Origin of the sequence: Arsukibacterium sp. MJ3 (assembly GCF_000987765.1) — a bacterium.
Lineage (GTDB): Bacteria > Pseudomonadota > Gammaproteobacteria > Enterobacterales > Alteromonadaceae > Alishewanella.
Genome location: NZ_LAHP01000020.1, coordinates 1 through 25,925, shown reverse-complemented (window position 1 = coordinate 25,925; position 25,925 = coordinate 1). Strand labels below are relative to the sequence as shown.

Annotated in this window: 25 protein-coding genes and 1 pseudogene; 12 read left to right on the top strand and 14 right to left on the bottom strand. The window is 46.7% G+C overall.

Annotated features, from left to right (window positions below):
• Positions 1-237: 237 nt before the first annotated feature.
• The 7 genes from VT06_RS13710 (at position 238) to VT06_RS13680 (ending at position 7,507) form a co-directional block, all read left to right on the top strand.
• Positions 238-1,809 (top strand): anthranilate synthase component 1, encoded by a 1,572-nt coding sequence (locus VT06_RS13710; RefSeq protein WP_046554891.1) that lies wholly within the window; start codon positions 238-240, stop codon positions 1,807-1,809.
• A 20-nt stretch (positions 1,810-1,829) separates the two neighbouring features.
• A complete protein-coding gene (locus VT06_RS13705) occupies positions 1,830-2,420 on the top strand; it encodes an aminodeoxychorismate/anthranilate synthase component II (protein WP_200897989.1) in 591 nt (196 codons plus the stop codon).
• On the top strand, positions 2,417-3,466 hold the full coding sequence (gene trpD, locus VT06_RS13700; RefSeq protein ID WP_046554889.1) for an anthranilate phosphoribosyltransferase: 1,050 nt from the start codon (positions 2,417-2,419) through the stop codon (positions 3,464-3,466). The genes VT06_RS13705 and trpD overlap by 4 nt, the downstream gene beginning before the upstream one ends.
• A complete protein-coding gene (gene trpCF, locus VT06_RS13695) occupies positions 3,456-4,889 on the top strand; it encodes a bifunctional indole-3-glycerol-phosphate synthase TrpC/phosphoribosylanthranilate isomerase TrpF (RefSeq protein WP_046554888.1) in 1,434 nt (477 codons plus the stop codon). The genes trpD and trpCF overlap by 11 nt, the downstream gene beginning before the upstream one ends.
• Entirely contained in the window at positions 4,886-6,112 is a 1,227-nt protein-coding gene (gene trpB, locus VT06_RS13690; protein WP_046554887.1) for a tryptophan synthase subunit beta, read from the top strand. Before trpCF ends, trpB begins: the two co-directional genes overlap by 4 nt.
• Positions 6,112-6,912, top strand: a complete 801-nt coding sequence (gene trpA, locus VT06_RS13685; RefSeq protein ID WP_046554886.1) for a tryptophan synthase subunit alpha — start codon at positions 6,112-6,114, stop codon at positions 6,910-6,912. The genes trpB and trpA overlap by 1 nt, the downstream gene beginning before the upstream one ends.
• A gap of 115 nt (positions 6,913-7,027) precedes the next feature.
• Positions 7,028-7,507 (top strand): peptidylprolyl isomerase, encoded by a 480-nt coding sequence (locus VT06_RS13680; RefSeq protein WP_046554885.1) that lies wholly within the window; start codon positions 7,028-7,030, stop codon positions 7,505-7,507.
• 6 nt (positions 7,508-7,513) lie between these two features.
• On the opposite strand, the gene VT06_RS13675 is transcribed toward VT06_RS13680, so the two are convergent.
• Both VT06_RS13675 and VT06_RS13670 read right to left on the bottom strand, forming a co-directional pair.
• Positions 7,514-8,608 carry a PQQ-dependent sugar dehydrogenase gene (locus VT06_RS13675; protein ID WP_046554884.1) on the bottom strand — a complete coding sequence of 365 codons (1,095 nt, stop codon included), beginning with the start codon at positions 8,606-8,608 and terminating at the stop codon, positions 7,514-7,516.
• Position 8,609: 1 nt separating this feature from the next.
• On the bottom strand, positions 8,610-9,086 hold the full coding sequence (locus VT06_RS13670; RefSeq protein ID WP_046554883.1) for a hypothetical protein: 477 nt from the start codon (positions 9,084-9,086) through the stop codon (positions 8,610-8,612).
• Positions 9,087-9,300: 214 nt separating this feature from the next.
• Between VT06_RS13670 and hemH the strand changes: the two genes are divergently transcribed.
• The gene (gene hemH / locus VT06_RS13665) at positions 9,301-10,386 is read left to right on the top strand and encodes a ferrochelatase (protein ID WP_046554923.1); all 1,086 of its coding nucleotides are present in this window, start codon (positions 9,301-9,303) and stop codon (positions 10,384-10,386) included.
• Positions 10,387-10,396: 10 nt separating this feature from the next.
• Positions 10,397-13,468 (top strand): transglycosylase domain-containing protein, encoded by a 3,072-nt coding sequence (locus VT06_RS13660; RefSeq protein WP_046554882.1) that lies wholly within the window; start codon positions 10,397-10,399, stop codon positions 13,466-13,468.
• Here VT06_RS13660 and VT06_RS13655 read toward each other — a convergent pair.
• Together VT06_RS13655 and VT06_RS13650 are read right to left on the bottom strand one after the other, a co-directional pair.
• Complete coding sequence (locus VT06_RS13655; RefSeq protein ID WP_046554881.1) at positions 13,465-14,454, bottom strand: GGDEF domain-containing protein; 990 nt, start codon at positions 14,452-14,454, stop codon at positions 13,465-13,467. The two genes, VT06_RS13660 and VT06_RS13655, sit on opposite strands and share 4 nt — an antisense overlap.
• A 130-nt stretch (positions 14,455-14,584) precedes the next feature.
• Entirely contained in the window at positions 14,585-15,187 is a 603-nt protein-coding gene (locus VT06_RS13650; protein ID WP_046554880.1) for an HAD family hydrolase, read from the bottom strand.
• A gap of 205 nt (positions 15,188-15,392) precedes the next feature.
• Between VT06_RS13650 and VT06_RS13645 the strand changes: the two genes are divergently transcribed.
• Complete coding sequence (locus VT06_RS13645) at positions 15,393-16,094, top strand: YebC/PmpR family DNA-binding transcriptional regulator (RefSeq protein WP_046554879.1); 702 nt, start codon at positions 15,393-15,395, stop codon at positions 16,092-16,094.
• 220 nt (positions 16,095-16,314) lie between these two features.
• On the opposite strand, the gene VT06_RS13640 is transcribed toward VT06_RS13645, so the two are convergent.
• Positions 16,315-16,752 (bottom strand): cytochrome b562, encoded by a 438-nt coding sequence (locus VT06_RS13640; RefSeq protein ID WP_082122540.1) that lies wholly within the window; start codon positions 16,750-16,752, stop codon positions 16,315-16,317.
• Positions 16,753-16,869: 117 nt separating this feature from the next.
• Between VT06_RS13640 and VT06_RS13635 the strand changes: the two are divergent.
• Positions 16,870-17,274, top strand: a pseudogene (locus VT06_RS13635) (membrane dipeptidase); the annotation flags it as partial.
• 36 nt (positions 17,275-17,310) lie between these two features.
• Here VT06_RS13635 and VT06_RS13630 read toward each other — a convergent pair.
• The 4 genes from VT06_RS13630 to VT06_RS13615 all read right to left on the bottom strand — a co-directional run bounded on the left by VT06_RS13630 (position 17,311) and on the right by VT06_RS13615 (position 21,032).
• Positions 17,311-18,033 carry a hypothetical protein gene (locus VT06_RS13630; protein ID WP_046554878.1) on the bottom strand — a complete coding sequence of 241 codons (723 nt, stop codon included), beginning with the start codon at positions 18,031-18,033 and terminating at the stop codon, positions 17,311-17,313.
• A gap of 104 nt (positions 18,034-18,137) precedes the next feature.
• Entirely contained in the window at positions 18,138-19,634 is a 1,497-nt protein-coding gene (locus VT06_RS13625; RefSeq protein ID WP_046554877.1) for a hypothetical protein, read from the bottom strand.
• Positions 19,635-19,784: 150 nt separating this feature from the next.
• The gene (locus tag VT06_RS13620) at positions 19,785-20,663 is read right to left on the bottom strand and encodes a PPK2 family polyphosphate kinase (RefSeq protein WP_046554876.1); all 879 of its coding nucleotides are present in this window, start codon (positions 20,661-20,663) and stop codon (positions 19,785-19,787) included.
• Positions 20,664-20,744: 81 nt separating this feature from the next.
• Positions 20,745-21,032, bottom strand: coding sequence for an encapsulin-associated ferritin-like protein (locus VT06_RS13615; protein ID WP_046554875.1), 288 nt, complete (start codon positions 21,030-21,032; stop codon positions 20,745-20,747).
• 195 nt (positions 21,033-21,227) lie between these two features.
• Between VT06_RS13615 and VT06_RS13610 the strand changes: the two genes are divergently transcribed.
• A complete protein-coding gene (locus VT06_RS13610) occupies positions 21,228-21,923 on the top strand; it encodes a 2OG-Fe(II) oxygenase (protein ID WP_046554874.1) in 696 nt (231 codons plus the stop codon).
• 178 nt (positions 21,924-22,101) lie between these two features.
• Here the strand turns inward: VT06_RS13610 and VT06_RS13605 are convergent, their stop codons facing one another.
• From VT06_RS13605 to istA, 5 genes are all read right to left on the bottom strand, one after another.
• Entirely contained in the window at positions 22,102-22,590 is a 489-nt protein-coding gene (locus VT06_RS13605; protein WP_052750280.1) for a hypothetical protein, read from the bottom strand.
• The gene (locus VT06_RS13600; RefSeq protein WP_052750279.1) at positions 22,584-23,168 is read right to left on the bottom strand and encodes a type II toxin-antitoxin system MqsA family antitoxin; all 585 of its coding nucleotides are present in this window, start codon (positions 23,166-23,168) and stop codon (positions 22,584-22,586) included. The genes VT06_RS13605 and VT06_RS13600 overlap by 7 nt, the downstream gene beginning before the upstream one ends.
• Before the next feature lie 10 nt (positions 23,169-23,178).
• Complete coding sequence (locus tag VT06_RS18475; protein WP_046554872.1) at positions 23,179-23,604, bottom strand: hypothetical protein; 426 nt, start codon at positions 23,602-23,604, stop codon at positions 23,179-23,181.
• Positions 23,605-23,857: 253 nt separating this feature from the next.
• A complete protein-coding gene (gene istB / locus VT06_RS13590; RefSeq protein ID WP_046554871.1) occupies positions 23,858-24,610 on the bottom strand; it encodes an IS21-like element helper ATPase IstB in 753 nt (250 codons plus the stop codon).
• Positions 24,603-25,925, bottom strand: a 1,323-nt coding sequence (istA, locus tag VT06_RS13585; RefSeq protein WP_046554870.1) for an IS21 family transposase, incomplete at its 5' end; no start/stop codon positions are given. The genes istB and istA, both read right to left, overlap by 8 nt.

Genomic DNA, 25,925 nt, shown 5'->3' with positions numbered 1-25,925 from the left:
TAAATTCTAGTTTATAACAAAACAGCACTTGACGAGCGCCACGTTTCGCGGTTTTATGTGACAACTTAATAGCAATAATCAAGAGATTAACGTTAATGCAATACGCAGCCGCTTTTAACCTGACCAACTGGTGGTGGCACATACCCAACGGGCATGTGTAGGCGTTGTATTAGCTGTAATTACCTAAGCCCGTTTCCTGACAAGAAGCGGGTTTTTTCTTTTTAAGAGATTAACATTATGATTTTTAGTCATATTACCGACCAACAAGGCGAAGTCGCCAGTATTAATATGCCGGTGGCCTATCATACCGATGCGTTGGCCAGTTTTGTTAGCTTAAGCGCCGACAGCCTTGGTGCGGTGTTATTGGAATCAGCCGAAATTGACAGCAAAGATAACTTAAAAAGCCTGATGCTGATTGATGCGGCACTACGTATTGAATGTAATGGTATGCAGGTAACGGTGAAAGCACAAAGCCAAAATGGTGCCACCTTACTGCCCTTTTTAGCCGGTAAGCTAGCCACCATTGCTAAGGTGACACAAACCGAGAATAGCCTGCAGCTTAGTTTCAGTAAACCTGACCCGCTGCTCGATGAAGTTAGCCGTTTAGTGCAGCCGAATCCCTTTTCGGTGCTGCGCATTATTCAGCATCAACTGAGCAGCCACAGCAAAGAAGACTTTGCTATTATGCTGGCCGGGGTAATTGGTTATGACATGGTTGCCAATGTTGAACAACTGCCAGAAGTACCGGATGGTGCCAATCAATGCCCGGATTATTTGTTTTATCTGGCTGAAACGGTATTGGTGCTCGACCATCAACGGCAACAGAGCCAGCTTATCGGCAATGTGTTTTGTGGTGAGCAGGCCCCCGCCACCTATTTTGTTATTGGCAAGCGGCTAGAGCAATTAAAGCAACGTTTAACCGCAGTAACGCCATTAGCGGCTGGTCAGCAAGGCAGTAATATTAGTTTGCAGGTAGATATTAGCGATGCAGCATTTAGCCAGCAGGTTGACGCTTTAAAAGAGCATATAATTAGTGGTGATGTGTTTCAGGTGGTGCCGTCGCGCTGTTTTAGCCTGCCTTGTCCTAACCCGCTGGCCGCTTATGCCAAACTTAAGCAGCTAAACCCCAGCCCTTATATGTTTTATTTAAAAGATCCGGCTTTTGTTTTGTTTGGCGCCTCGCCTGAGTCTGCACTGAAATTTAACGCCAGCGACCGCCAGGTTGAAATATACCCGATAGCCGGCACCCGCCGCCGTGGCTTTAATAAAGACGGTGGTATCGACCACGATCTGGACAGCCGTATCGAGCTTGAATTACGCCAAGATGAAAAAGAGAAAGCCGAACACTTAATGCTGGTCGATTTGGCCCGAAACGACGTCGCCAGGATCAGTGTTGCCGGCAGTCGTTATGTGAAAGAGCTGTTAAAAGTAGATAGATATTCTTATGTCATGCATCTGGTATCGCGAGTTATTGGCACCTTAAAACCTGAGCTGGATGCATTACACGCCTATCAGGCTTGTATGAATATGGGTACGCTAGTCGGCGCACCAAAAGTAAAAGCGGCTGAACTTATTCGTCAGGTAGAAGGCCAGCGCCGTGGCAGTTACGGTGGCGCGGTCGGGTATTTAACCGGTAACGGTGATTTTGACAGCTGCATTGTTATCCGCTCGGCCTATGTAGCAAATAATACCGCTTACATTCAGGCGGGTGCCGGGGTGGTTTTTGATTCAGTTGCACAGCTAGAAACCGATGAAACCCGTAATAAAGCGCAAGCCGTAATTAGCGCCATTATGGCTGCCGGCCACTAGCAGGCTAAATAAGGAAGAGTATGACTACCCTGTATTTATTAGACAATATCGACTCGTTTACCTACAACCTGGTGGATGAGTTTGCCCAGTTAGGGTATGCGCTAAAGCTGTATCGTAATACTGTGCCAGCCGATTATATTTACCAAAAAATGCAACAAGAAACCGGCCCGGTACTGCTGGTGTTATCCCCAGGGCCAGGGGCACCAGCCAATGCCGGTTCGATGCCTGAATTACTGCGCCTGGCGGCAGGCCACTACCCGGTGCTGGGTATTTGCTTGGGTCATCAGGCCATTACTGAGCACTATGGGGGTAGTGTTGGCCGCGCCGGTGAAACAGTGCACGGCAAAACTGCCAATATTACCTTACAAAAGCATAGCGTATTTGCTGGCCTACCCAATCCGTTTCCGGTAGCACGCTACCATTCATTAATGGCCACTGAGCTACCAAATGCATTAACCTGCATTGCCGCAGACAGACATATTCCGATGGCCATCATTCATGAACAGCAGCGCATGTTGGGCTTTCAGTTTCATCCTGAGTCTATTTTAACTACGCTGGGTAAGCCATTACTTGAACAAAGTATCCGCTATTTATTAAGGAGTGACGCATGACTACTGTTCAGGCTCAGCTGCAACAGGTACTTAGCGGCAAACCATTAAGTCGCGAGCAAAGTGCCCACTTTTTTACGGCTGTGGTTACCGGTGTGGTAGAACCCGTATTACTAAGTGCCTTATTAGTAGCGCTTAAAATGCGCGGCGAAACCGCAGATGAAATTGCCGGTGCGGCAGCGGCGCTGCGTCAGGCAGCTCTGCCTTTCCCGTTAAAAATTACTGGTAGTATTGATTGTTGCGGCACCGGTGGTGACGGCAGTAATACCATTAACATTTCAACCACAGCGGCTATTGTAGGCGCCAGCATGGGTTTGCCGGTGGTAAAACATGGCAATCGAAGTGTCTCATCCAGTTCTGGCTCAGCCGATTTACTAGAGCAATTAGGGGTGAATATTCAACAGTCACCGGCACAAGCTGCCCATTGTTTGCAACAAAGCCACTGCAGCTTTTTATTTGCGCCGCTGTACCATGCCGGTATTAAACACGCGATGCCGGTGCGCCAGGCGCTGAAAAGCCGCACGTTATTTAACTTGCTTGGGCCGCTGGTTAACCCGGCAGCACCTGATTTCCAGCTGTTAGGCGTGTATGATCCCGCACTATGCAAAATAATGGCAGAAGCACTGCAACAACTTGGTACAAAAGCGGCCTGGGTAGTACATGGCAGCGGATGTGATGAAATTGCCTTGCATGGCACAACCTATGTTTGCCAGTTAAAACAAGGGCAATTGACTGAATTTAGCCTTTCCCCAGAAGATTTTGGACTACGCATGCAACCACTTAGTAGCCTAGCTGGCGGCACGCCTGCCGATAATGCCGCTGCTACTTTGGCCATTTTACAAGGTAGCGGGCAGCCAGCGCATAACCATGCGGTGGCAATGAATGTCGCCGCCATGTTAAAAATTGCCGGTAAGGGTGACAATCTAATCAGTAATACCCAAGCGGTATTGGCATGTTTAGCCAGTGGTAAAGCGATGCAAACATTACAACACTTTAAGCTGCTTAGTAACCAGAACTTGGGTAACGAGGAAATAAATCATGGTCAATGACTTAACCGGCGTGCTGGCTACCATTATCCAGCATAAAACAGCAGAAGTTGCAGCACTGCAACTTGAGACACCATTACAACAGTTTATTGGTCAGCTTAAACCCAGTAGCCGCAATTTTTTAGCGGCACTGCAATTGCCGGGCAGCCGCTTTATTCTTGAATGCAAAAAAGCCTCACCGTCAAAAGGACTGATTAGGCAACATTTCGATTTATCAGAAATTAGTCAAGTGTACAATCAGTACGCTGATTGCATTTCGGTGTTAACCGATCAGCAGTTTTTTCAGGGCAGTTATCAGTACCTGGCTCAGATGCGTCAACTAAGTGATAAGCCTTTATTGCATAAAGATTTTATTATTGACCCCTATCAAATTTACCTGGGCCGGTTACACGGTGCTGATGCCGTTTTACTGATGTTGTCGGTATTAACCGACGAGGCTTATCAGCAACTGGCTGGCGTCGCGCAAAAACTTAATATGACCGTGCTGACAGAAGTGAGTAATGACAGCGAAACCCGACGAGCCGTTGTGCTGGGCGCCCAATTGATAGGTATTAATAATCGTGACCTGCGCGATCTCAGCACTGATTTAAATACCAGCTTTGTGCTCAGTAAGTTGATCCCAGATGGCATTACCGTGGTATCAGAATCAGGTATTTATCATAATCAGCAAGTAAGAGACTTACAAAAAGTGGCTAAGGCCTTTTTAGTGGGTAGTTCATTAATGGCGCAGGCGGATTTAGCTGCAGCCGCCCGCCGATTAATTATTGGTGAGCATAAAATTTGTGGTCTTACCCGTGCTGCCGATGTAACAGCCGCCTACCAGGCCGGTGCCTATTTTGGTGGTTTAATTTTTGCGCCGGCATCGCCGCGTTGTGTCAGTATTGAAGTGGCCAGTCAGTTAGTGAGTGCTGCGCCACTGCATTTTGTTGGGGTGTTTGTAGATGCACCGCAGCACGATATTATTAACATTGCCCGTCAGCTAAAACTGAGTGCGGTGCAATTACACGGTAATGAAAGCGATGCAGATATTGTGGCGCTAAGAGCCGCACTGCCCGCCAGTTGTGAAATTTGGAAAGCGTACCGGGTGGCCGAGCAGTTACCTGCCTTTACCCAACTGGCAGATAGGTTGCTGCTTGATGCGTATCATCCCGGCGCGCACGGTGGTAGCGGCCAGGTGTTTAATTGGCAATTGCTACAGCAACCGCTGACCGGGTTAACCACGTTGCCGATAATGTTAGCCGGTGGCCTTACCCTTGATAACCTGAGCCAGGCATTGCAGCTGCAGGTTGCTGGCCTTGATATGAATTCAGGGCTGGAGAGTGCGCCAGGTATTAAAGACAAGAGTAAAATACAAACGGCATTTGCCGTTATCAAAGCGTTTGATTATCAGAGCGTTTCACCAATAGAGCAGAGAGTTGCATTATGAGCGAGCTTAAACTTAACCCTTATTTTGGCCAGTACGGTGGCATGTTTGTACCGCAACTGTTGGTACCGGCGTTAAAGCAATTGGAGCAAGCGTTTGTTGATGCGTTGCAAGACCCGGCCTTTGATGCTGAATTTCAGCATTTATTAACGGAATATGCCGGCCGGCCGACCCCGCTGACCCTATGCCGTAATTTATCGCCTAATCCGCTGGTGAAAATTTATATGAAGCGGGAAGATTTACTGCACGGTGGTGCCCATAAAACTAATCAGGTGCTGGGACAGGCCTTGCTCACTAAACGCATGGGCAAAAAAGAAGTGATCGCAGAAACCGGCGCCGGCCAGCATGGTGTGGCCACTGCCCTTGCCTGCGCTCTGCTCGGCTTAAAGTGCCGTATCTACATGGGCGCAAAAGACATTGAGCGCCAGCAACCAAATGTGTTCCGAATGAAATTAATGGGCGCCACCGTGATACCGGTTACTGCCGGCTCTGGCACCTTAAAAGACGCGGTAAATGAAGCCATGCGAGACTGGTCTGGCAGCTACGACACCAGCCATTACATGTTAGGCACAGCTGCCGGGCCGCACCCGTTTCCGACTATCGTGCGCGAATTTCAGAAAATGATTGGCGAAGAGTCTAAGCAGCAAATATTAAAAGCGGAAGGCAAGCTGCCCGATGCTATTATTGCTTGTGTTGGTGGCGGTTCTAACGCCATTGGTATTTTCGCTGACTTTATTAAAGAAGAGGGCGTGCGGCTGATTGGCGTTGAACCCGGTGGTAAGGGCATTACTACGCATCAGCATGGTGCTGCACTAAGTACCGGCAGCTATGGTATTTTACATGGTGCCTATACGGCCATTATGCAAACCAGTGATGGCCAGATTGAAGAGTCTTATTCGGTATCAGCCGGCCTTGATTATCCGGCGGTAGGTCCACAACATACTCATTTACAACAAATTGGCCGCGCTGAATATGTGGCAATAAACGATGATGAAGCCTTAGCCGCTTTTCAACATCTGGCTATGGCAGAAGGTATTATCCCGGCACTGGAAAGCTCACACGCACTGGCTCATGCCTTAAAAATGGCAGCCGCAGCCACTGAACCCATGGTATTGCTGGTAAATTTATCAGGCCGTGGTGATAAAGACTTAAGTCATGTGCATAGCATTCTGGAGCAGCAAGCTGCAGCAACCAGCGCTAACAACACCCCCAATGGAGCCCATTAATGAAACGTTATCAACAAATGTTTGCCCGGCTGGCAGAGGAAAAACGTGGCGCCTTTGTCCCTTTTGTTACTGTGGGCGATCCGGATCCTGAGTTATCATTTGAGATTATTAAAACACTGATTGATGGCGGTGCCGATGCACTAGAACTGGGGATCCCGTTTTCTGATCCAATTGCCGACGGCCCTACTATTCAAAATGCCAATATCCGGGCCTTGGCCGCCGGCGTTACACCCGCTATCAGTTTTGAGATCATCCGGAAAATTCGTCATTATAATGCTGATATACCAATTGGTTTATTGGTTTACTCCAATATCGTTATGGCTAGGGGCCTAGAAAGCTTTTATAGCAAAGCCGCTGCCGCCGGTATTGATTCCGTATTAATTGCCGATGTGCCGTTACATGAAAGTAAAATGTTTCGTGAAGTGGCCATGGCGCACGATATTGCACCTATTTATATTGTGCCACCAAATGTAGATGATGATGACTTACGCGCCATTGCCTCTTATGGTCGCGGTTATACTTACTTGCTTAGTCGTGCCGGCGTAACCGGTGCTGAAACAAAAGCCGCTATGCCGACCGCCGAGCTAATCTCCCGCATTCGAGCCTACAACCCGGCGCCACCGCTACTCGGTTTTGGTATCTCAACCCCGGCACAGGTAGCAGACGCCATAGCCAGTGGCGCCGCAGGTGCTATTTGTGGCTCTGCCATTGTGAAAATTCTGGAAAGTAATTTACAACAGCCCGCTACATTGTTAACTGAATTAAAAACCTTTATTGGGCAGATGAAGGCCGCCAGTTAATGCCTCCTATCCCCCTCTGTTGAACAGCGGGGGATAATTTCAATAGCCTACTTCGGTTTTAAACCGCTATTCGTTATACTATTGCGCTTATTCCAGCCATCAAAAGAATTAACCTATGAACATCAGCAATAATGCCGTTGTGCAATTCCATTACACGCTAAGTGACGAAACCGGCGAGCTGGAAAGCTCAGCCGGCAATAAACCGTTATTGTACATGCATGGTCAAGAGCAAATGCTGCCAAAGCTAGAAGCCGCTTTAGAAGGTAAAGCCGCCGGTGACAAGCTTGAGCTTACTCTGGCACCAGAGGATGCCTATGGCGAGCTACAACAAAATGCCGTCCAGAGTATTCAGGTAAAACATTTACACGGTGCAAAAAAATGGCAACCCGGTATGAAAGCCTGGATCCAAACTGAAGAAGGGCAGCGCCAGGTTACAATTGTAAAAGTGGGCATGTTTAAAGCCGATATTGATATTAACCATCCTTTAGCCGGTAAAACACTGACCTTTAACGTTGAAATACTACAGGTACGCCAAGCCAGCGCCGAAGAAGTTGCCCATGGCCATGCTCATGGTGAAGGCGGCCATCAGCACTAAGCCCGATTATTGCGGTACCAGGCGCAGCAACTGACCATTGGCACTATCGGTTAACAGGTATAACGCACCGTCAGGCCCGGTGCGTACATCGCGCAATCGGCTGTTAAGCTCCGTTAATAGCCGCTGCTCTGCCACCACTTGGCCATTGACCATTTGTAGCCGGTGCAGCGCTTTCCCAGCCAGCGCGGTAATAAACAAGTTGCCCTGCCAGGCAGGAAATAACTCGCCCTGGTACAAGGTCATACCCGCCGGCGCAATAGAGGGGCTCCAATGCCAGATTGCGGTAATCATGCCAGGGTACTGCCGAAAGGGCGACACTCTGGCACCGGTATAATCAATACCCTGGGTCGCCACCGGCCAGCCGTAATTACCACCGGCCCGAATAATATTTAACTCATCACCGCCACGCGGGCCATGTTCATGGCTGTAAAGCAATTTATTACGCTGATCAAATACAATGCCTTGCACATTACGATGACCAAGGCTGAAAATCTCGGCAGCATAACCATCTTTAGCCACAAAAGGATTATCAGCCGGCACACTGCCATCAATATTTAATCTGATAATTTTTCCCAGATGATTAGCCGGGTTTTGCGCCTGCTCACGATAATCAAAGCCATCACCAAGCGTTAATACAATACTGGCATCGGGCAATTGCAACATTCGCCCACCGTAATGCGCCGCCCCCTGACGGTATGGTTTGGCTTTAAATATCTGCTGAATATCACTTAGTTGTTGCTGCTGCCAACGTGCTGACGCCAGGCAAACGGTATTGGCTTTGGCATCACCACAGACATAACTTAACAATATCTGCTGATTTTGCTCAAAGGCAGCCGGTAATAGCACCTCTAGTAAGCCTCCTTGCGCGCCAATGTAAAGCTCGGGTAAAGCGGCGGTAACCGCTGCCAATTGCTCGCCCGTTGCACCGACCTGTTTCAACTTACCGGTGCGCTCAGTCAGCAGATAACTGCCGTCAGGCATAAACGCCAGCGACCAGGGGTAATTAAGATTTTCAGCTACTGTCTGTACCTGATAAGGTGCCGCCAACAGCTTAACCGAAGCCAGTAACACCAACAAACAACCGGATAATCGTTTTTTCATTTCAGACCTTATGGTTATTGGTTAACTTGCCACTGCTGGTTAACCAAACGTACAGGGCGGCGCCTGCCGCTGCACACAGTGCTAATGCAACACTTCCACCCAGGCTGCGACTAGCCGCAATTAAGGTTGGCATCGGCGCTAGGGTGTTAATAGCCAATAAGGCTACCAAGAAACCCAATGCACTAAAAATGGTTGCCAGCCAATAACGGGGCAGTTTAATAATACTTTGCAACAAGCGGCTTGCCAGTAAAGCAAGTAGCAATAACGGCGTCATAATAACTAACATAGTGGGGGTAAAAGAGCCAAGATCAAACCAGATGGTATACAGCCAGTCACGCAGCGGTAATTGTTCAACTAAAGCCGCTATGGCCGCTAAATTAAACAGGCTTTGAGTAATACTACTTAGCACTGCCGCCACTATAACGGCGATAATATAGGCCAGCAGCATAGTGCCTTTACCCGACGGGTTACGTTGCATTTTTTATTCAACATAGTCATTAAGTCATAATACAAAAGCTTACTGGCATAATGATTGTTTTACCAGCAACTCAGCAAAGGCACGGCACTTTTAGTTACTGTTTAGTTACTGTTGAGCGCTTGAAACTGTTACCATTGCATATTGTTAACTAAACCAAACAATAGCCGGCAGCGTAAAGTCTGGCTGTTTATTCTGGCTTAATGAAGTGACGGCTATGGCATTTATTAATACTCCCGACTACCAGCACAACACCTCTGATAAAATTGGCGTGCTATTAACTAATCTGGGCACCCCAGACGCCCCAACGCCCAAAGCCTTAAAACGCTATCTAAAACAGTTTTTATCCGATCCAAGGGTAGTTGAAGTACCGCGCTTACTCTGGTGGTTTATTTTAAATGGCATTATTTTGCAAATTCGGCCACGCCGCTCAGCCAAAGCCTATGCCACGGTATTTACCGAGCAAGGCTCACCGCTGTTGTTTCATACCCGCCAGCAGGCTGAGGCTATTGCCAAAGCGTTTGCTGACGATGGCAACACTGATGTAGTCGTAGACTTTGCTATGCGTTATGGCAACCCGTCATTTGCCTCGGTGCTGGATAACATGTTTGCCAAAGGTGTGCGTAAAATTCTGGTACTGCCGTTATACCCTCAATATTCTGCGGCCACTTCAGGCTCTACCTTTGATGAACTGGCAAAAGATTTTAGCCAGCGCCGCTGGTTACCCGATTTACGGTTTATCTCGCATTATCATGATGATGCCGGCTACATCAACGCCTGCGTCGAGCGTATTAAAGCACATTGGGCTGAACATGGCCGCGCTGACAAGCTAATGTTCTCTTATCATGGCATTCCCAAGCGTTATTTACTTAATGGCGATCCCTATCATTGTGAGTGCTACAAAAGCTCACGGCTAATTGCAGAAGCGTTACAGCTGAATAAAGATCAGTACATGACCACGTTTCAATCGCGGTTCGGCCGCGAAGAATGGTTAAAACCCTATACTGATGAAACATTAAAAGCGCTGCCTGCTCAGGGCGTAAAATCGGTGCAGGTATTTTGTCCGGGTTTTGCGGCAGACTGTCTGGAAACTATTGAAGAGATTGGCGAAGAAAATCGCGAGTATTTTATGCACGCCGGTGGCGAGCAGTACCAGTATATTACTGCACTGAATAACCGACCACAGCACATTAATGCCCTGTACCAGCTAATAAAAGATAACCTGCAAGGCTGGCATGTTACTGATGATGCCAATCGGGCATTACGGGCAGATAAATTGTCGCGCGAAAAAGCAGGAAACTAAGTAGTTTAGTATGAGCCAACAGCACAGCAACCAGCCCAGAACTGAGCCGACACTCGGCCCCAAGCCGCTGGTAAAGCGCATGACGTTTGAGAATGTACGTGAAGCGGCTTACGTTGCCCCAGCACCACCCGCGGTGCGTTATTTACCCTGGTTGTTACTACTGCTGATACTGTCACTGGTATTAGCAGCCTATCAGGAAAGCCGAAACCACTATTATCAGTCAACCTTTTGGCACTGGTATGCCAATAAACTTACTTATAAAGTACAACAAGGCGCCGCCAGCCAGATTACTTTCCCGGCAACAGGCCCTTTTGATCAACGCTTCGGTTACAGCCAGTTAGCCAACTGGAGCAATACCTTGCCAGGTGCTGGCTTTGCTATTAGTCAGCAAAGTCAGTTTTCTGATAGTCTGCAACGCTACACCGGCTATGGTTTTACCCCGCCCTACCAAGAGAAAAGCAGTGCTGGGCTAAGCATTACCGGCTGCCAGCTGCAACCCCTGTATAGCACCCAGGCACCAGCAATGCAGTACGACCATTTATATAATGTGGCGCCACTAATTATTCAAAGCTTGCTGTTTGTTGAAGACCGAAGCTTGTTATCACCGCAGCATATTAAGGCTAATCCGGTACTAAATTTACCGCGCCTGGCTGCTGCAATCTGGTCGCAACTGCAGCGCGCAGTTGGTATCCCGGCAGCCGCAGCCGGTGGTAGCACCCTGGCAACCCAAATGGAAAAATACCGGCATAGCCCGCAAGGTCTTACTTCTGATATCGTAGAAAAATTCCGCCAAATAGTCTCTGCCAGCGTCAAAGCGTATCAACAGGGTGTTGATACCGGCCAAAGCCGGCAGACGATTGTGCTCAATTATCTTAACACGGTGCCCTTAGCTGCCACAGCAAGCTATGGCGAAGTTAATGGCATGGGCGAAGGCTTGTATGCCTGGTTTGGCGCTGATCCGGTACAAGTAAACCAATTACTGCGGCAAAACGCCCCATATAGCGATGCACAAGGCCTGGCATTAAAACAGGTAATGGCGCTGATTATTGCCCAGCGCCGCCCGTCTTATTATTTAGTACAAGGCCGCGCCGATTTAGAACAACTAAGTAATAGCCACCTGAATGTTATGCAGCAACAGGGAATTATTCCCGCCGCCTTGGCCAAAAAAGCCATGCAGCAGCCACTCCGTTTTAACGGCAAAGCGGCGCCCGCTGCGGTACTGGGCGAAGATTTTAAAGCAGTAACGATGGTGCGCACCCGGCTTAGTCATTTGCTCGGGCAAAGTTTGTATCAGTTAGATCGGCTGGATTTAAGCAGCCAAACTACATTACATAATCAGCTACAACGTGATGTAAGCCGGCATTTACGGCAAATAACCAGCGTTAGCGGTGCAGAGCAAGCAGGCTTGTTTGCCGATAAGTTATTACAACCGGGCCAGCAAAGTAAGGTTAAATACAGCTTTACCCTGTATCAACGCACCGCTAACAGCAATAAAGTTCGGGTGCAAACCGACAATACCACCCAGCCATTTGATTTAAATGACTCCAGTAAACTTGAGCTGGGTTCAACGGCGAAATTGCGGGTGCTGGTGAGTTATTTGGAAATTATTGCCGAGCTGCATCGTTTATATGCTGAAGAGGATGCCGACTCCTTACAGTTTTTAGCTATAGCCGCAGAAGACAATCTAACCAGCTGGTCTGTTAGCTACCTGACCGCTAATCCCGGTGTCAGGTTGGACACTATGCTGCAGGCGGCATTAAATCGCCAGTATAGCGCGGATCCAAAAGAAAGTTTTTACACCGGCGGCGGATTGCACACCTTTAATAACTTTCGAAAAGAAGACAACGTCATGACCCCCACGATAGCCGAAGCACTACAGCAGTCAATAAATCTGCCGTTTGTTCGCTTGCTGCAAGATATGGTTAATTACAGTATCTATCATGGTGAAAATAGTAGTTATCAACTGCTTGCTGATGACACTAATCCGCGGCGAGATCAGTATTTACGCCGTTTTGCCGATAAAGAAGGCAGCACTTTTATTCGCCGATTTTGGCAAAAATATAAAGATAAAACGCCAGAGCAACGGCTACAACTTTATATCGCCAGCAGCAAGCAGACGCCGGAACGCTTAGCGGTAGCGTATTTATCTATCCAGCCAAACAGTACTCCAGCCCAGTTTACCGAACTGATGCAGCAACAGTTTACTGGCCGGGAGGCAGATAACCAAGACTGGTTAAAACTGTACAAAAAGTATCAGCCCGATGCGTTCAACCTGACCGACCGCGCTTATTTATCCCGCAGCCATCCATTGGAATTATGGCTGCTGTCGTATTTAAACACAAGCACAGCAGCCACGCTGCAAAGTGCCATAGCAGACAGCAGCGATATCCGGCAGAACGTGTATCAGTGGTTGTTTAAAACCCGCTTTCGCAGTGCCCGCGACAATCGCATCCGCAATATGCTGGAAATTGAAGCCTTTTGGGATTTACACCAGCGGTGGCAACGCCTTGGTTACCCGTTTGATTACCTGGTACCGTCATTGGCTACGGCGCTTGGCAGCTCTGGCGATCGACCGGCCGCCTTGGCCGAACTAATAGGTATTATTATTAACGACGGCAAGCGCTTACCCAGTATCCGTATTGACCAGCTGACCTTTGCCAGCAATACGCCTTATCAAACCCACTTTGTGCGCCAGGCCTCACCAGCGGTGCAAGTACTAGACCCTGAGGTTGCTACCGCCGTTAGAAACGCCTTACAACACGTGGTTACAGCAGGTACTGGTCGGCGCTTAACATCAACATACCATATTGCAGAGTTTATCATTGGTGGCAAAACTGGCACTGGCGATAACCGGCTGGTACAACTGAACGCAAAAGGACAACAAATCAGCTCTAAAGCGCTAAACCGCACCGCGACTTTTGCCTTTTACCTTGGACAGCAGCACTTTGGCGTATTAACGGCTTACATACCAGACGCCGATGCCGGGCAATACCGATTTACCTCAGCTTTGCCACTGCAGGTAATGAATAGTATGGCACCAATATTACAGCCTTATTTGCAGCAGGCGCAGTGGTGCGATTAGCCACAAACCACTTGGTTGCGGCCCTGGTTCTTTGCCTGATAAAGCGCCATATCGGCCCGGTGCAACCAGCTTTCCCAGCTTTCATCTTGTTGTAATATCGCTACGCCGATAGAGGTAGTCAGTTTTTTACCATCGGGTAAAATTAGATGCTCGTTTACCGCAAGCCGAATTTTTTCGGCTAATTTTTGTAAGTCAGTTTGTTTAAGATCGGCTAATAACACCACAAACTCTTCACCTCCAAACCGGAAAACCGTATCACGCTGCCGCACCATTTGCTTTAGCACCGGCACCAGATCAATTAGTACCGTATCACCCGCTTTGTGACCATAATTGTCATTTACCTGTTTAAAGTAATCTAAATCTAATAACATCAAGCCAAATTCCGTACCCGTTTTCTGTTTATGGGTAATGGCCATTACCAGGGCCTCATCCAGCGTACGCCGGTTAGCGGCCCCCGTTAAACTGTCAGTGGTAGCCAGTAATTTTAAGGCCTCACGCTGGGTGAGTGTGCGATAAGCAAACATATAAGCAAATAAACTGGTTACCACGCTGGTAACGGTAAAAGACACTAACTGAAAAGGAGTAGAAAAAATTTGGCCGGGATATACTATCGAATAACCGACTAACACCGATACCGAAACCAGTAATAATAACAACGCTTTAAGTGGCGATACCAAAAAAAAGATAAAAACGATAAACGGGTAAACCCAAAATAAACCATCAACACCTAAGTTAATACAAACAAAAATAGCACCAACACAAAATACGATGGCCATCACTTGTCCGGGCGCCTTAGTGTTGCCGGTACGCCAGGCGAAAATAACACAACTAATACTAACAAATACCATAATCAGGTCAGCCACGCCCACCCAAACGTTACCGGTAGCTAAGCGGTAAAACGCATAGGGTGTTACGCAAATCGTAATTATTAAGCCCACCAGGCTTATCATTGCCAGATAAAAATTTGTTTTTAGCCGTGCCAGCAAACTCTTACACCCTACATTTATTATTAATCTGGCGCTAATATAGGGGGTTTAAACGCTAAAAAGCAACTAAATGCCCGAAAAAGTGTGCGCATTAACCGCCACTGCGCTTTTGCACTGGGTTAGAGGGGTATTAACGCCCCGCCCCCAGTTTACTGACCAGTTCCGGTAACTGATTAAAGTGATGAATACAATGATCGGCCTGCGCGGCAAAATGTTGATTGCTGCCATTCAGGTACAGGCAAGATTGACTCCCGGCATTGGCGGCTACCTGCAAGTCGAATACATAGTCGCCAACATATAATATCTCTGCACTGGATAACTGCAGTTGGCGGGCAATTAAGTGTAAGCCGGCCGGATCAGGCTTGGCAGCACAATCTTCACGGGTAAGTACCAGGCTAATCGGAATATTTAAACGCGTCATCACTAAATCGGTCGCGGCGCGCATATTGCGGGTTAATATCGCCAGCGGCCAGCCTTGTTGTTGTAACTGTTGCAAACTGTCGAGTACTCCCGGGATCCAGCTGGCAGCCTCAGCACCGGCTAATTCATGCTGGCGGATGATTTGCTCTACCCGATTTTTTTCAATTACACACTCTACCGTAGTCAGTTTTTCCAGCAGTGGCGTACCCTCTGGCCAGCCAATATCCTGGCAAATGGCGCTAAAATCCAGTCGGGAATCGACCAAGGTTCCATCAAGATCAAACACAACGGCTTTTATTGGCATTAGTGGCATGGTTTACTTCACCTATTTTACGATTACTTAAATTAACGCAGTGCTTAAACGCCTTTTGGCTGATTTCAGTTCAGGTTAAGCTGATATTTAGCTGTAGTTAAACATTCAATAGCACAATATTTGGCTTAAGCTTGCTATAAAAGCCTGCAATTGGCTAGACTAGCGCCCTGTTCGTTTTCATCGTTATGAATACAGGAGCGCAACAATGGGCGCACAATGGAAAGTTAAACACAAACAAGACGCCGCCAACGCCAAAGGCCGCATTTTTACTAAACTGGCAAAAGAAATTGCTGTTGCCGCGCGAAACGGTGCCGATCCGGATCTGAATTTTAAATTGCGCTCGGCTATCGATACGGCCAAAAAAGCCTCGATGCCCAGAGAAACGCTGGAACGGGCTATCAAAAAAGGCGCAGGCTTACTAGATGGCCCAGTAAACTATGAATCGGTAACCTATGAGGGCTTCGCGCCCTATCAGGTACCCGTTATTGTTGAATGCTTAACCGATAATAAAAACCGCAGTGCCCAAAGTATCCGCCAGTTATTTCGTAAAGGTCAGCTCGCCACGTCTGGCGCCGTATCTTGGGACTTTAAGCACTTAGGGCAAATTGAAGCCGAAGCATTAAGCGCCGAGGCTGATGTCGAGCTGGCCGCTATTGAAGCCGGTGCCCAGGATTTTGAAACCGGTGACGAGAACGAGGTGGTGTTTCTTACCGAAGCAACAGATTTAGATTTAGTCGCTAAAGCCTTACCCGATTTTGGCTATAACGTGTTAACAACCAAATTGGTGTATCGGGCGAATAACCCGGTAAGTTTAAACGAAGAGCAGTTAGCCGAGGTTGAAGCCTTTTTAGATGCCATTGATGCCGATGACGACGTGCAAAACGTTTATGTTGGTTTAGCCGGTTAATTTTACACTAATACGAACTAAAACCGGCCAGGTTACATTAGGTCATATTAAAAAAGGTTAGATTAAAAAAGTCATATGAAAAAAAGAGCCAGAGTGTTTATACACGCTGGCTCTTTTTTTGTTACAGCAAGCTAAATTAACTGCAGCTGCTATTCTGTTTTTGGCAATGGAAAGCCACAGTTAAGCTAGAAGTTAAGCCATGCCTTGCTCTAAAGCCGGCTTACCCAAACAACAATTGCCAGAAACTGACTTTTCGCTGTTTATGATAATGTTTTCGTAAATCTTCTACTTCGGCCAGTGCCAGTTTTAATTGTGGCTCGTTGTTGGTATCGGCGGCCGTTGCTGCTTTTGCCAAACTTAGTAATACTTTATCGAGGCCTGCAACATAGCTTTGCGCTTTATCTGCCGGGAAACTAGCCGTTTTAGCGCGCGTAACTAACGTAGTTAATTCACTGAGGTAAGGCTTTGCCGCTTGAGGGCTGGCCGCTTCTCTGGCGTTTTTTAATGCCAGCCCCATCTTTTTCATCGTCGCTTCAAGATCTATAGGGCTATTAGCGGTGCTAGAAAGCGCATTAGCAGCCATAGTGTCAGCCGAGGTTGACCACGCAGAAATCATTAGACAGCACAATACCAGACACAACAAAAAACGACTTATCATTAAGGCCACTCCACTAAAATTATAGCGCCAGCATAGCATAATTCGGCCGGGCCAGGCAGTAGCGAAGCGAAAGCCACTAACGTAGACAACCCTTGCAGCTAACCAGCAAAAAACGGTGGCGTAATGCAGGTAAACTTTGGTTCATCCTTTGTTACCGCCATGGCTAACCAGTATGGTGTGCTGCGTAAAGCGGCGGCAAAACAAGCCGGTGTCGCCGACGATGATGCCTTTGAGCTGGCGTTTCGTCAAACACAGCCTTACCCATTTGCCACCTTAGATACCGTGCTGGATCATATTGATCATGTCGTGAAATTAGTAGGTATTGATTATGTCGGCATAGGCTCAGACTATGATGGTGTTGGTGATTCACTGCCTATTGGTTTAAAAGACGTAGCCAGCTACCCCAACTTAATCGCCGGTTTACTGGAACGGGGCTACAGTGACGCGGATATTGAGAAGATTTTATCAGGTAACGTACTGCGGGTATGGCGCCAGGTAGAAGCTTACGCTGTCGCTCACTAACCCAGCATAAACCTGGCTGTCATCATTATTTATGGGCTAGAGAATAAAAGCCGCTAATAAACCAATAACAGCACCAAATACTCCGCCCCATACCACCAGCCAACCCAAATGCTGACGGATCATCTGCTGAATAATGTCTTTAACCAACTGCGGGGTTAGCTCTGCCAACCGCTGCTCGACAATATTTTCTACCTGGTTGCGCACGTTTTGTACTTGTTCTGGTTGCTCTAACTGAGCCAATACCAACTGGTTAAACTCTTCACTGCGCGATACCTCGGTTAAGGCGTCCTTTAAGCTGGCAATAAACGGCTCTTTTAACGGCAGTAACGCTGCGCTGCCGCCAAACATGCTGAGCATGCTACCAAAAGAGGACTGCTCGACAACGTTGAGTAATGAGTCAAAGGCGGGCGATAAATCACTTTTCGCGATTACCGGCTGAAAATCGAAGACCGGATGCCCTTTATTACCGGACTGGCTTTGCTGTTTGGCGGTTATAAAACGGTCGATATTGTCACTACTGAAAAACTGGGTCATTACCAGCTGGTAAATGCCCGCTTTAAATTCGGTAAAACGCGCCGGAATAACCCCAGAGCCGTATAAAAACGGCACTTTTTCAAACAACATATGCACTGCAAGCCAGTTGGTTAAGGCACCTGATAAGGCAAACAAACCCACACTAAGTAGCAACGGTTGTTGTAAAAACCAACCCGCTAACACCACAATTGCCGCTAAGCCATTGGTAATAATACTTTTATTCATGCCTGGTCTAAACCTCTATGCTTTACTGTGGCGCCGATTCTAATCAGCAATCCACCTGCAAGCAAGTGGCGCGGCTGGCTTAGCCTTAATTGTTAGCCAACACTTTACAGATAAGCACGACTAAACGATTCTTTTGACTGCTGCAAATAGCTGGCGGCTTTTTGGGCGTGGTTTTGCCAAGACTGCTTATCAGCGGCTTCAGTAAACGGGTTTTGACTGGCGTTAATAGAGCGCTCAAACCGATCATAATACGTTAGCATGGCTGAGGTGATCTGATTAAACTGATCTTTATAGCGTTGGGTTTGTTCCAGTTGCTCTGAGGTTTTCAGCACAAAACGTACTAATTCGGTATTGTTACGTTCATTAAGATAGCTATTGGCTTTTAGGCTAATATTGCCGGCAACGTCTTGCATCAGCTGCTGTCGAACTTTTTCATCCTTACTTAAGGCCCGGCTCATGGTTTCCTGCGAGCTCACCATACTGGCATGCTGCAAGGTGTCACGTAGCTGTTGCTCTAGATTACGCCGAAAGCTGTCGATATTTTTTTGAATGTTAACCAGATCGGTATCCAATACCGACACCTGCTGTAACTCTTTTTCCAACTCGGCCAGAAAGCGCTCGGCATCCTGATATATTTTTAAGCCATTTTTCTCGGCAAACTTCCGATCTGCCCGGCTTAAGCCGGCATCACTGTAGCTGGATTTATCAAAACTAACTGCCAAAAAGGATTTAAACGGTTCGGCAAATACTGAATATACGCCACCACTTACCACATTTAGCGTAGCAGCCGTTAAATCACCAAAGGGTTTTAACATCGAGTTTAACCGGGCCTGCTGTAATGGCGTGTTTACCCGGCGGGTATCACTGATAATACTGCGAAAACTGGCATAGGCCATCGGGTTGGCCATTTTGTTGCGCTCAGAGCCCGCCAACGCCAGGGTAATACCCGAATGCAGCGCATTAGCATATTCCAGGTATTGCCGCTGTAAATCCAGTTGTGCGGCATAGTTAACGCCAAGGGTACGGAACGACTCGGCTTGCAGCGGAATATTTTGATCCTGGCGTAAAGTTTCTAAAATACCACTAACAATACGTTGCTCGTTTTTTTGTAATGCGGTTGCCAGTAAAATGCGTTCAACCTGCAGATCGTCCAGCGTAATGGCGCCATTTGTGGTTTCTATGTCTACGCGTAAATAACGTTTACCCGGATCATCAATAGATAGTCGGTGCGCCTGGTAACTGATATCGCCGCCACTGTGCTCAATAAGGGCAACGGGTTGCCACAGTGCATTAATCGACGGTAAATCGGCTACCATCACCTGAATACGGTAAGCGGTGGCAGCGGTTTCAGGTTTAACCCAAAGCTCCAGTACCCCCATTTCACTAATGGCCTCTTTGCTAAACAAAATACTGTTGCCGGCAGTACAGTGCAGCGCCAGCTCACCAGAGCGCGGGGCCGCGGGCAGTGCACGGCAATCACCTAACTGGCGCCAAATTTCACTATCACCTCGCTCAAAGCCTTCCGTGAATACCACCGAGGTGGCTTTTGCAGCCACACCTGGCAACCAAACAGCCAGCAATAACGCTATTACAGTGCGCATTAACTCTCCGAAGAACAGTAAGGATACAATATCGCCGGTTGGCGGTGTTGGTCGATGTTTTATCACTGCGGCTATTTTAACAGCAGTCAGCGTAAAAGCGGAAGCGAACTTAACCGAGATCCGGTTAATTATAATGCCGCCGCCAAAGCGCTACTGCGTTAACGTTTGTGCTAATACGCTAAACCGCTTTTCATCATGTTTTGATACCAGCGGGTAATTAAGGTTCAGGCTTTTTAATGCCGCAACCACAAGTTGCGCCACACACATTCGCATGTAAGGTTTATTATCAGCCGGAATAGCATACCAAGGCGCCCAGGGCTTGCTGGTAGCATTAATGGCTGCCTGATAGGCCTGCATATACTTGGGCCACAGCGCACGTTCAGCCAAATCAGCTTCAGAAAACTTCCAGTTTTTTTCTGGCCGTTGCAACCGGGATAAAAAACGCGCCTTTTGCTCATCTTCAGACACATTCAACCAAAACTTTAACACCACGGTGCCGGTACGTGCTAAATGTAACTCATGATCCAAAATCGATTGGTAACGCTCATCCCACAAGGTAGTAATATTGTGGTATCGGCCTAGTCGGGCGGTATTTAACAAGTCGGGATGCACCCGCACTATTAACACGTCTTCATAGTAACTGCGATTAAACACCCCTATGCGACCGCGCTTTGGTAACTGCTTTACGCAGCGCCATAAAAAATCGTGTTCTAACTCTTCATTACTGGGTTGTTTAAACGAATACACCTGGCAGCCCGCCGGGTTAACGCCACTGAGTATATGGCGAATGGTACTGTCTTTTCCTGCTGCATCCATGGCCTGAAATACCAGCAATATCGAATGGTAGTCATTGGCATATAAAATTTGCTGTAATTCAGCTATCTCTTTTACCGCCGCTTTTAAGGCTTTTTTACAGGCTTTCTTGTTCAGTAAATCGCTGGCTAAATCAGCCGGTAATGTTGGCGATGTTTCTAACTGAAACGTATGATCAAACGGCACCAAATACGGGCTTTTAATAGCGTCAAACATACAAGGCTCCTTAATCGGGATATTGCCCGGGTGTTAAACAATAACCAGGGCGTGCTGACACCTATTCTTCGCCTTAGCGGGTTATTTATGCGCAATAGGTTTATCGATAAACAAATAATCTTTTAATTTTTTGTCCAAGAAAGGGTCTTTTCGTCTAATCCATTCCAGCACCATGGCAGCGTGTTCTTTTTCCTCATCCCGGTTATGCACCAGAATGGCTTTTAACTCTTCGTCTTTGCAGGCGTCAACGCGTTGATTATACCAATCAACCGCTTCAAGCTCTTCCATTAATGAGGTAATAGCCCGGTGCATATCCCGTGTTTCGTCGGTAAGCTCAGCAATTGGCTCGTGATAACCTTCATTGGCCATGTTTCCCTCCAGTAGGGTGGTTTTTGATTATGATTATGGCTATGTTAAAGATATTATAACCGTCGAAAAATGTGGTGCTTTAGTTTTAGGTAGCAAAGCTAATCAACTGGTTTTAGTCTAGTTGATTAACGTGGAAAGTTCCTGCTAACTTCTATTGGGTTTGGCCAAAGCGGCAATACTGAGTGAGTTGTTTTAATGTGGCTAAATGCAAAGCACGTTACCGATGCGGCAATAGGTTCCTATCAACAGGCGTTATTACGCGCCACCCCCCGGTATGTCGTTATTGATAATCTGTTTAATAACCAAAAGCTGCTCGACGTAATCGGCGTGTTACAGCGTGATCATTACTGGCAAATGCAGCAACACAGCTATTCTGCTTTGTATGTTGATAATGCTAAATGGCTGAAAACCCCCAAAAAGCAACGTTTTGTACAACGAGCTGTTTGGCAGCGTTCTGCGTTAATTGCCACCGACAACCCCGCTAATATCGCCCTGCAGTTTTTGCAGTTTTTACGTGGCGATGAATTTTTGTATTTGCTATCCCGTATTTTCAAGGTGCAGCTAACCGATATTACTGTGGCTAAACCCGACATTAATACCAATTACTTTCGCTTAGGCGCCAGAGATTTTGTTAATCAACATGCGGATGACTCACCCGGCAGAGAGGTATGTATGCTGTTGTATTTAAATAAAGACTGGCAGCACACTAACGGCGGTGAACTGGTTTTTATGGGTAAGGATAACAACCCCCTTCATATTGCGCCGTTATTCAACCGCTGCGTGTTGTTTGCCCCCTCCTCACCAGGCTCAGAGCACTGGGTAAACGCCCTGACAACGGCAGCGCCAGGCTTATATCGCTATAACGTAACCAGTTGGTATTGGTCAAAGTGACAATTAAATGAAAAAGGCCCACGCTTTTGGCGTGGGCCTTTTTCATTTAATTGGCGGGAGAGAGTCACTCGAATAATTTCGCTAAAGCTTTGTTTATAAATGAATACTATTAAAATCACTTGCCAGAAAACCCCCAAATAAACCCCAGAACGTTTCATTTTAAGCTGTCTACTGCCGATTAATCACTTTTAGGTTCTTCTTGTTTAACTTGGAACTGAGTTATAGGCAGCATTATTTTGGGTAATCGTAAACGCTCGCAGCTTGATGATAAAAGTTCTCGCCAATAGGGCCATACATGAAGACCACTGTTCTTCTCACCAAATGCCCTCAATGAATCAGAACTCAGGTCTTTTTTCATCGAATAGCACGCTATCAAGTCACTCTCAATGTGGGCAAGTATTTTTTTTCTATCAAGTGCTTCATTTTCTTCATCTGTTGAATCTTCATCAGCAACCCAACGAACACCAGCATCAAATTTAAAGCAAACAAGCTTATGCTCACCATCGTCTTTTATTTCAAACGAATGTAAGCCGAATTTCAATTGAATATTATGCTTTAACTGCTCTAAGTCCTGTGACCTATCAAAAACATTAGCGTTAATGTTGTCTATATAAACATCTTTAATCCGCAAACTATCAATAGAATCCTGCAATTCTGCGCTTAGCATTCCTGACATTCCGCCCACTGCGCTTTCTCAAAAGTAGAAACATTATACACTGCTTGAGTTTCTGCGACCTGCAGAAAGTTTTCGTCTACTATTTCTTCATTCGCTGCATCTTTCACAAACAGTTGCCATTTTGCAAGCTGTATAACATTTGATGGAGGATTTAGACCAGCATCATTTTTCAACTGCATCAACACCTCGGGTAAGCGATCTGCTAACCTCATTAGTTTATCCATAGCTTCAGATTGTGATACATCATCATTTTCATATTTAGAAAAGGCAACAACACCACCACCAAATACTTTTGCCGCCTCAGCTTGTGTAAGCCCAAATCGCTCACGAAGAGCGCGAACTTCAAAGCCTGTTAATAGACCATCAATTTCTTTTTTGAAAGCAGTCATTCGCCGCTTATTGTCGCGTGTTTGTTCAGGCAAAGCCATTTCAGTACCACAAACATCACACTCACAAAAACTCGTTTCGAGTCCCCGTGTATTATTTTTGTAGGTAACAGTATTCAAACCTTGTTTTACTTCTAAGGTTCCTTCCTGACACAGATCACACATCGTTGGATGTTTACTCATGTCTATTCTCCTATTGCGAAAGATGGCACGAAACCATCAAAAGAAGCTTACCCGACGAACCAATTGCAAACTTCAAGTAATATTGGCATTCCAATTCCTTTCCTGCTGCTTCAACCCATGCCTTGTCTGAAACTACATAAGCATCACAAGCTGCAATAGCCTTACTACTTAATCTACACCATACCGAGTTGACATAACGTCCTGCTTTAAGTGCTCTGGTAAGCAACTGGGCAAGGTCGTCATTTTCTAGCGCAAGCTCTTGAATATCTCTGGAACACTTTTGGGTTGATGGCCGTATAGTATTACTCTCAGTAATAAGAAGAGCCACCTCCTGAGCTTCGTAAAGTGGTCCACAGCTAATAGTACGATCTTTAGCATCCGCCCAGCCCTCTGGTGGACTGTCTTTAAATCGGCTGAGAATCTTATCACTTACCATTATGGTAAGTCCATTCTATTTTGCAAGTGCCATTTAAAAGAAAATGCTTCACTATTACTCCTGTCAAAATCCATCTTACTCAGAAGCCACCTCACGTTAGCAACATACTTTTTTAAGCTATGGTTCATAACTGCAAAATAACCACCATACCGTAGTAACGCCGTGCAAACGTTAAATTTTCACTGGAATCTATCTAGCGTCAATTATCCTGGCCGGTTTTCCGTCAATTATCTTGGCCGGTTGATACCGAATTTTAATTGCCCTTGCTAAGGGCTGCTTTGCGTCGGTAGCTTTCTCCTTCGCAATGAATAATGGTTGCATGATGAACCAAGCGGTCGATAGCCGCTATAGTCATCGTTGAGCCATCAAAAAGTTCATCCCATTGATCGAATGACGTGTTCGAAGTGATGATCATACTGTGTCGTTCATAACGATGCGCAATCAGTTCAAATAGCACGCTAGTTTCTTGTTCAGTTTTGCGAACGTAGCCAATGTCATCAACGATTAATAAGCTGTATTTATCGAGCTTTAAAAGTTCATCTTGCAAGCGCAAGTGTTGCTTAGCCTGCTGGAGCTGTTGAACGATAGCGGATGCAGCAATGAACTTAACGTGATGGCCTTGTTCGACGAGGCCATAACCGATGCTACTGGCGATATGCGTTTTACCGAGACCACTGGCGCCGAACAACAGTATGTTTCCACCTAATTTCAACCACCTGGGTTGATTAATTAAGTCTGCAACAAGATGCTTGCTGACACCTTCAACAAGGTTAAAATCGAAGCTGCCAAGGCTTTTACCCACTGGCAACTTCGCATCTTTCAAGAGCCGTTGCAGACGCTTATCATCGCGCGTCGCAAGCTCAATATGACAAAGCTCTGATAAATATTGCTGGGGACTCCATTGCTCTTTTATCGCTTTTTTACCAAGGGCATTCCACTGTTGAACCATGGTGCCAAGCCTTAATTGCTTGAGCATTAAAGGTAACGAGGCCGTTAAGTTATCCATGAAGGCCTCCAGGTATCATGCTGCTGTAAGAGCTCAAGCTGTGCTGCTTTATCGTCATTTTTGGCATGTTTCGTTCAATCACCAAAAACTGCTCTTCGCACTCTCGGATGGCCGGTAATTGTCGCTGAGTAATTGACGCGGCCACAAAACGTCCTAATTGACGCTCACAACCACTTTGTTTGGCTAAATGCAGTAGTTTTACCATGTAATAACTGGCGTCATCCGCTAAAAGATTCTCGTTAACGTATGTCCAGATAGCCTTGTAATTGTCGTTCGGTAGTAAGTCATCACGCAACTGTGAGTTACGGAACGCCAGCGGCTTTTTAACCAGCGCGTCAATGATGACATGCAAGTAACTAATATTGCGTGCACGGCAGCCTTTAGACGCGTAAACGCGCGCTAACTCTTGAACAAAGTTAGTACCATAAAATAGCGCTAAACGGCTGTCATATAAGCGAACGAGTAATCGGCTGCCGATAAGGCGAGAAGCTACGCTATAGGTAACGCGCTTCAAAGTGATAGTACTCGTGCGCGGCACGGTAAGATAGTGCTCGGTGTAATTGACGCTCATCACTCGTGGTAGTGCTTGTAATTGTCGCTGTTCGATTAAGTATTTATCACTTATACGGCGATTACGGCGCGCAACAATGTCAACGACAAAAGACTCATATGCTTCTCTCGTTTTAAAGTCGTGGCTACCACGGATTTTTAAAGCTTGTTCCACTTGCGATTTAAGATGCCCATGAGGGCTCTCAATGGCACCGTTCTCATGAGCAACACCGCGATTGTTACGGGTGGCCTTAAAGCTATAATGAGTTACAAGCTCGTTGAAGCGCTCAGTTAAATCGTCATCATTAGCATGATTGCGATAAGCGGCGCTAAGGCTGTCTGTACGCAGTTCTTTCGGAACACCGCCAGCTGCTTTAAAGGCGTTTTGCAAACCGTCAGAGAAGGCTACAAAGCTTTCACCACCGTAAATCACTTGGGCATAAGCCCAACCACTGGCAGACATGCGGTAATGAAATAGCATATGTTTGAGCGACTCGTTAGCAATGGTAACTGGCGACTTTACATGCGTAAAATCAGTAATACCCAACACGCCATATTCATGCGTTTGAAGGAATACCACATCTTTGCTTGCCCCATGTAATGCACGCCATTTATGAATACGACGCTCTAGGGTTCGCCGTGAACCCGGATTAAATAGGTCGGTGTGAAACTCGCAAAGGTGATCAAAAATACCCACCGGTGTTACGGTTTCATCACCTTGAAGTAGCGGCAACACAATACTATCCCAAATAGACTCAAGTGGATC

Bases quoted from the DNA above. Each gene is read 5' to 3' on its own strand.
- istB (WP_046554871.1), bottom strand. From the start codon at position 24,610: ATGGATAACTTAACGGCCTCGTTACCTTTAATGCTCAAGCAATTAAGG.
- VT06_RS13645 (WP_046554879.1), top strand. From the start codon at position 15,393: ATGGGCGCACAATGGAAAGTTAAACACAAACAAGACGCCGCCAACGCC.
- VT06_RS13620 (WP_046554876.1), bottom strand. From the start codon at position 20,663: ATGTTTGACGCTATTAAAAGCCCGTATTTGGTGCCGTTTGATCATACG.
- trpCF (WP_046554888.1), top strand. From the start codon at position 3,456: ATGGTCAATGACTTAACCGGCGTGCTGGCTACCATTATCCAGCATAAA.
- VT06_RS13650 (WP_046554880.1), bottom strand. From the start codon at position 15,187: ATGCCACTAATGCCAATAAAAGCCGTTGTGTTTGATCTTGATGGAACC.
- VT06_RS18475 (WP_046554872.1), bottom strand. From the start codon at position 23,604: ATGGTAAGTGATAAGATTCTCAGCCGATTTAAAGACAGTCCACCAGAG.
- VT06_RS13675 (WP_046554884.1), bottom strand. From the start codon at position 8,608: ATGAAAAAACGATTATCCGGTTGTTTGTTGGTGTTACTGGCTTCGGTT.
- trpD (WP_046554889.1), top strand. From the start codon at position 2,417: ATGACTACTGTTCAGGCTCAGCTGCAACAGGTACTTAGCGGCAAACCA.
- VT06_RS13625 (WP_046554877.1), bottom strand. From the start codon at position 19,634: ATGCGCACTGTAATAGCGTTATTGCTGGCTGTTTGGTTGCCAGGTGTG.
- VT06_RS13600 (WP_052750279.1), bottom strand. From the start codon at position 23,168: ATGAGTAAACATCCAACGATGTGTGATCTGTGTCAGGAAGGAACCTTA.
- trpA (WP_046554886.1), top strand. From the start codon at position 6,112: ATGAAACGTTATCAACAAATGTTTGCCCGGCTGGCAGAGGAAAAACGT.
- VT06_RS13615 (WP_046554875.1), bottom strand. From the start codon at position 21,032: ATGGCCAATGAAGGTTATCACGAGCCAATTGCTGAGCTTACCGACGAA.
- VT06_RS13660 (WP_046554882.1), top strand. From the start codon at position 10,397: ATGAGCCAACAGCACAGCAACCAGCCCAGAACTGAGCCGACACTCGGC.
- trpB (WP_046554887.1), top strand. From the start codon at position 4,886: ATGAGCGAGCTTAAACTTAACCCTTATTTTGGCCAGTACGGTGGCATG.
- VT06_RS13710 (WP_046554891.1), top strand. From the start codon at position 238: ATGATTTTTAGTCATATTACCGACCAACAAGGCGAAGTCGCCAGTATT.
- VT06_RS13680 (WP_046554885.1), top strand. From the start codon at position 7,028: ATGAACATCAGCAATAATGCCGTTGTGCAATTCCATTACACGCTAAGT.
- VT06_RS13705 (WP_200897989.1), top strand. From the start codon at position 1,830: ATGACTACCCTGTATTTATTAGACAATATCGACTCGTTTACCTACAAC.
- hemH (WP_046554923.1), top strand. From the start codon at position 9,301: ATGGCATTTATTAATACTCCCGACTACCAGCACAACACCTCTGATAAA.
- VT06_RS13605 (WP_052750280.1), bottom strand. From the start codon at position 22,590: ATGCTAAGCGCAGAATTGCAGGATTCTATTGATAGTTTGCGGATTAAA.
- VT06_RS13610 (WP_046554874.1), top strand. From the start codon at position 21,228: ATGTGGCTAAATGCAAAGCACGTTACCGATGCGGCAATAGGTTCCTAT.
- VT06_RS13640 (WP_082122540.1), bottom strand. From the start codon at position 16,752: ATGATAAGTCGTTTTTTGTTGTGTCTGGTATTGTGCTGTCTAATGATT.
- VT06_RS13630 (WP_046554878.1), bottom strand. From the start codon at position 18,033: ATGAATAAAAGTATTATTACCAATGGCTTAGCGGCAATTGTGGTGTTA.
- VT06_RS13670 (WP_046554883.1), bottom strand. From the start codon at position 9,086: ATGCAACGTAACCCGTCGGGTAAAGGCACTATGCTGCTGGCCTATATT.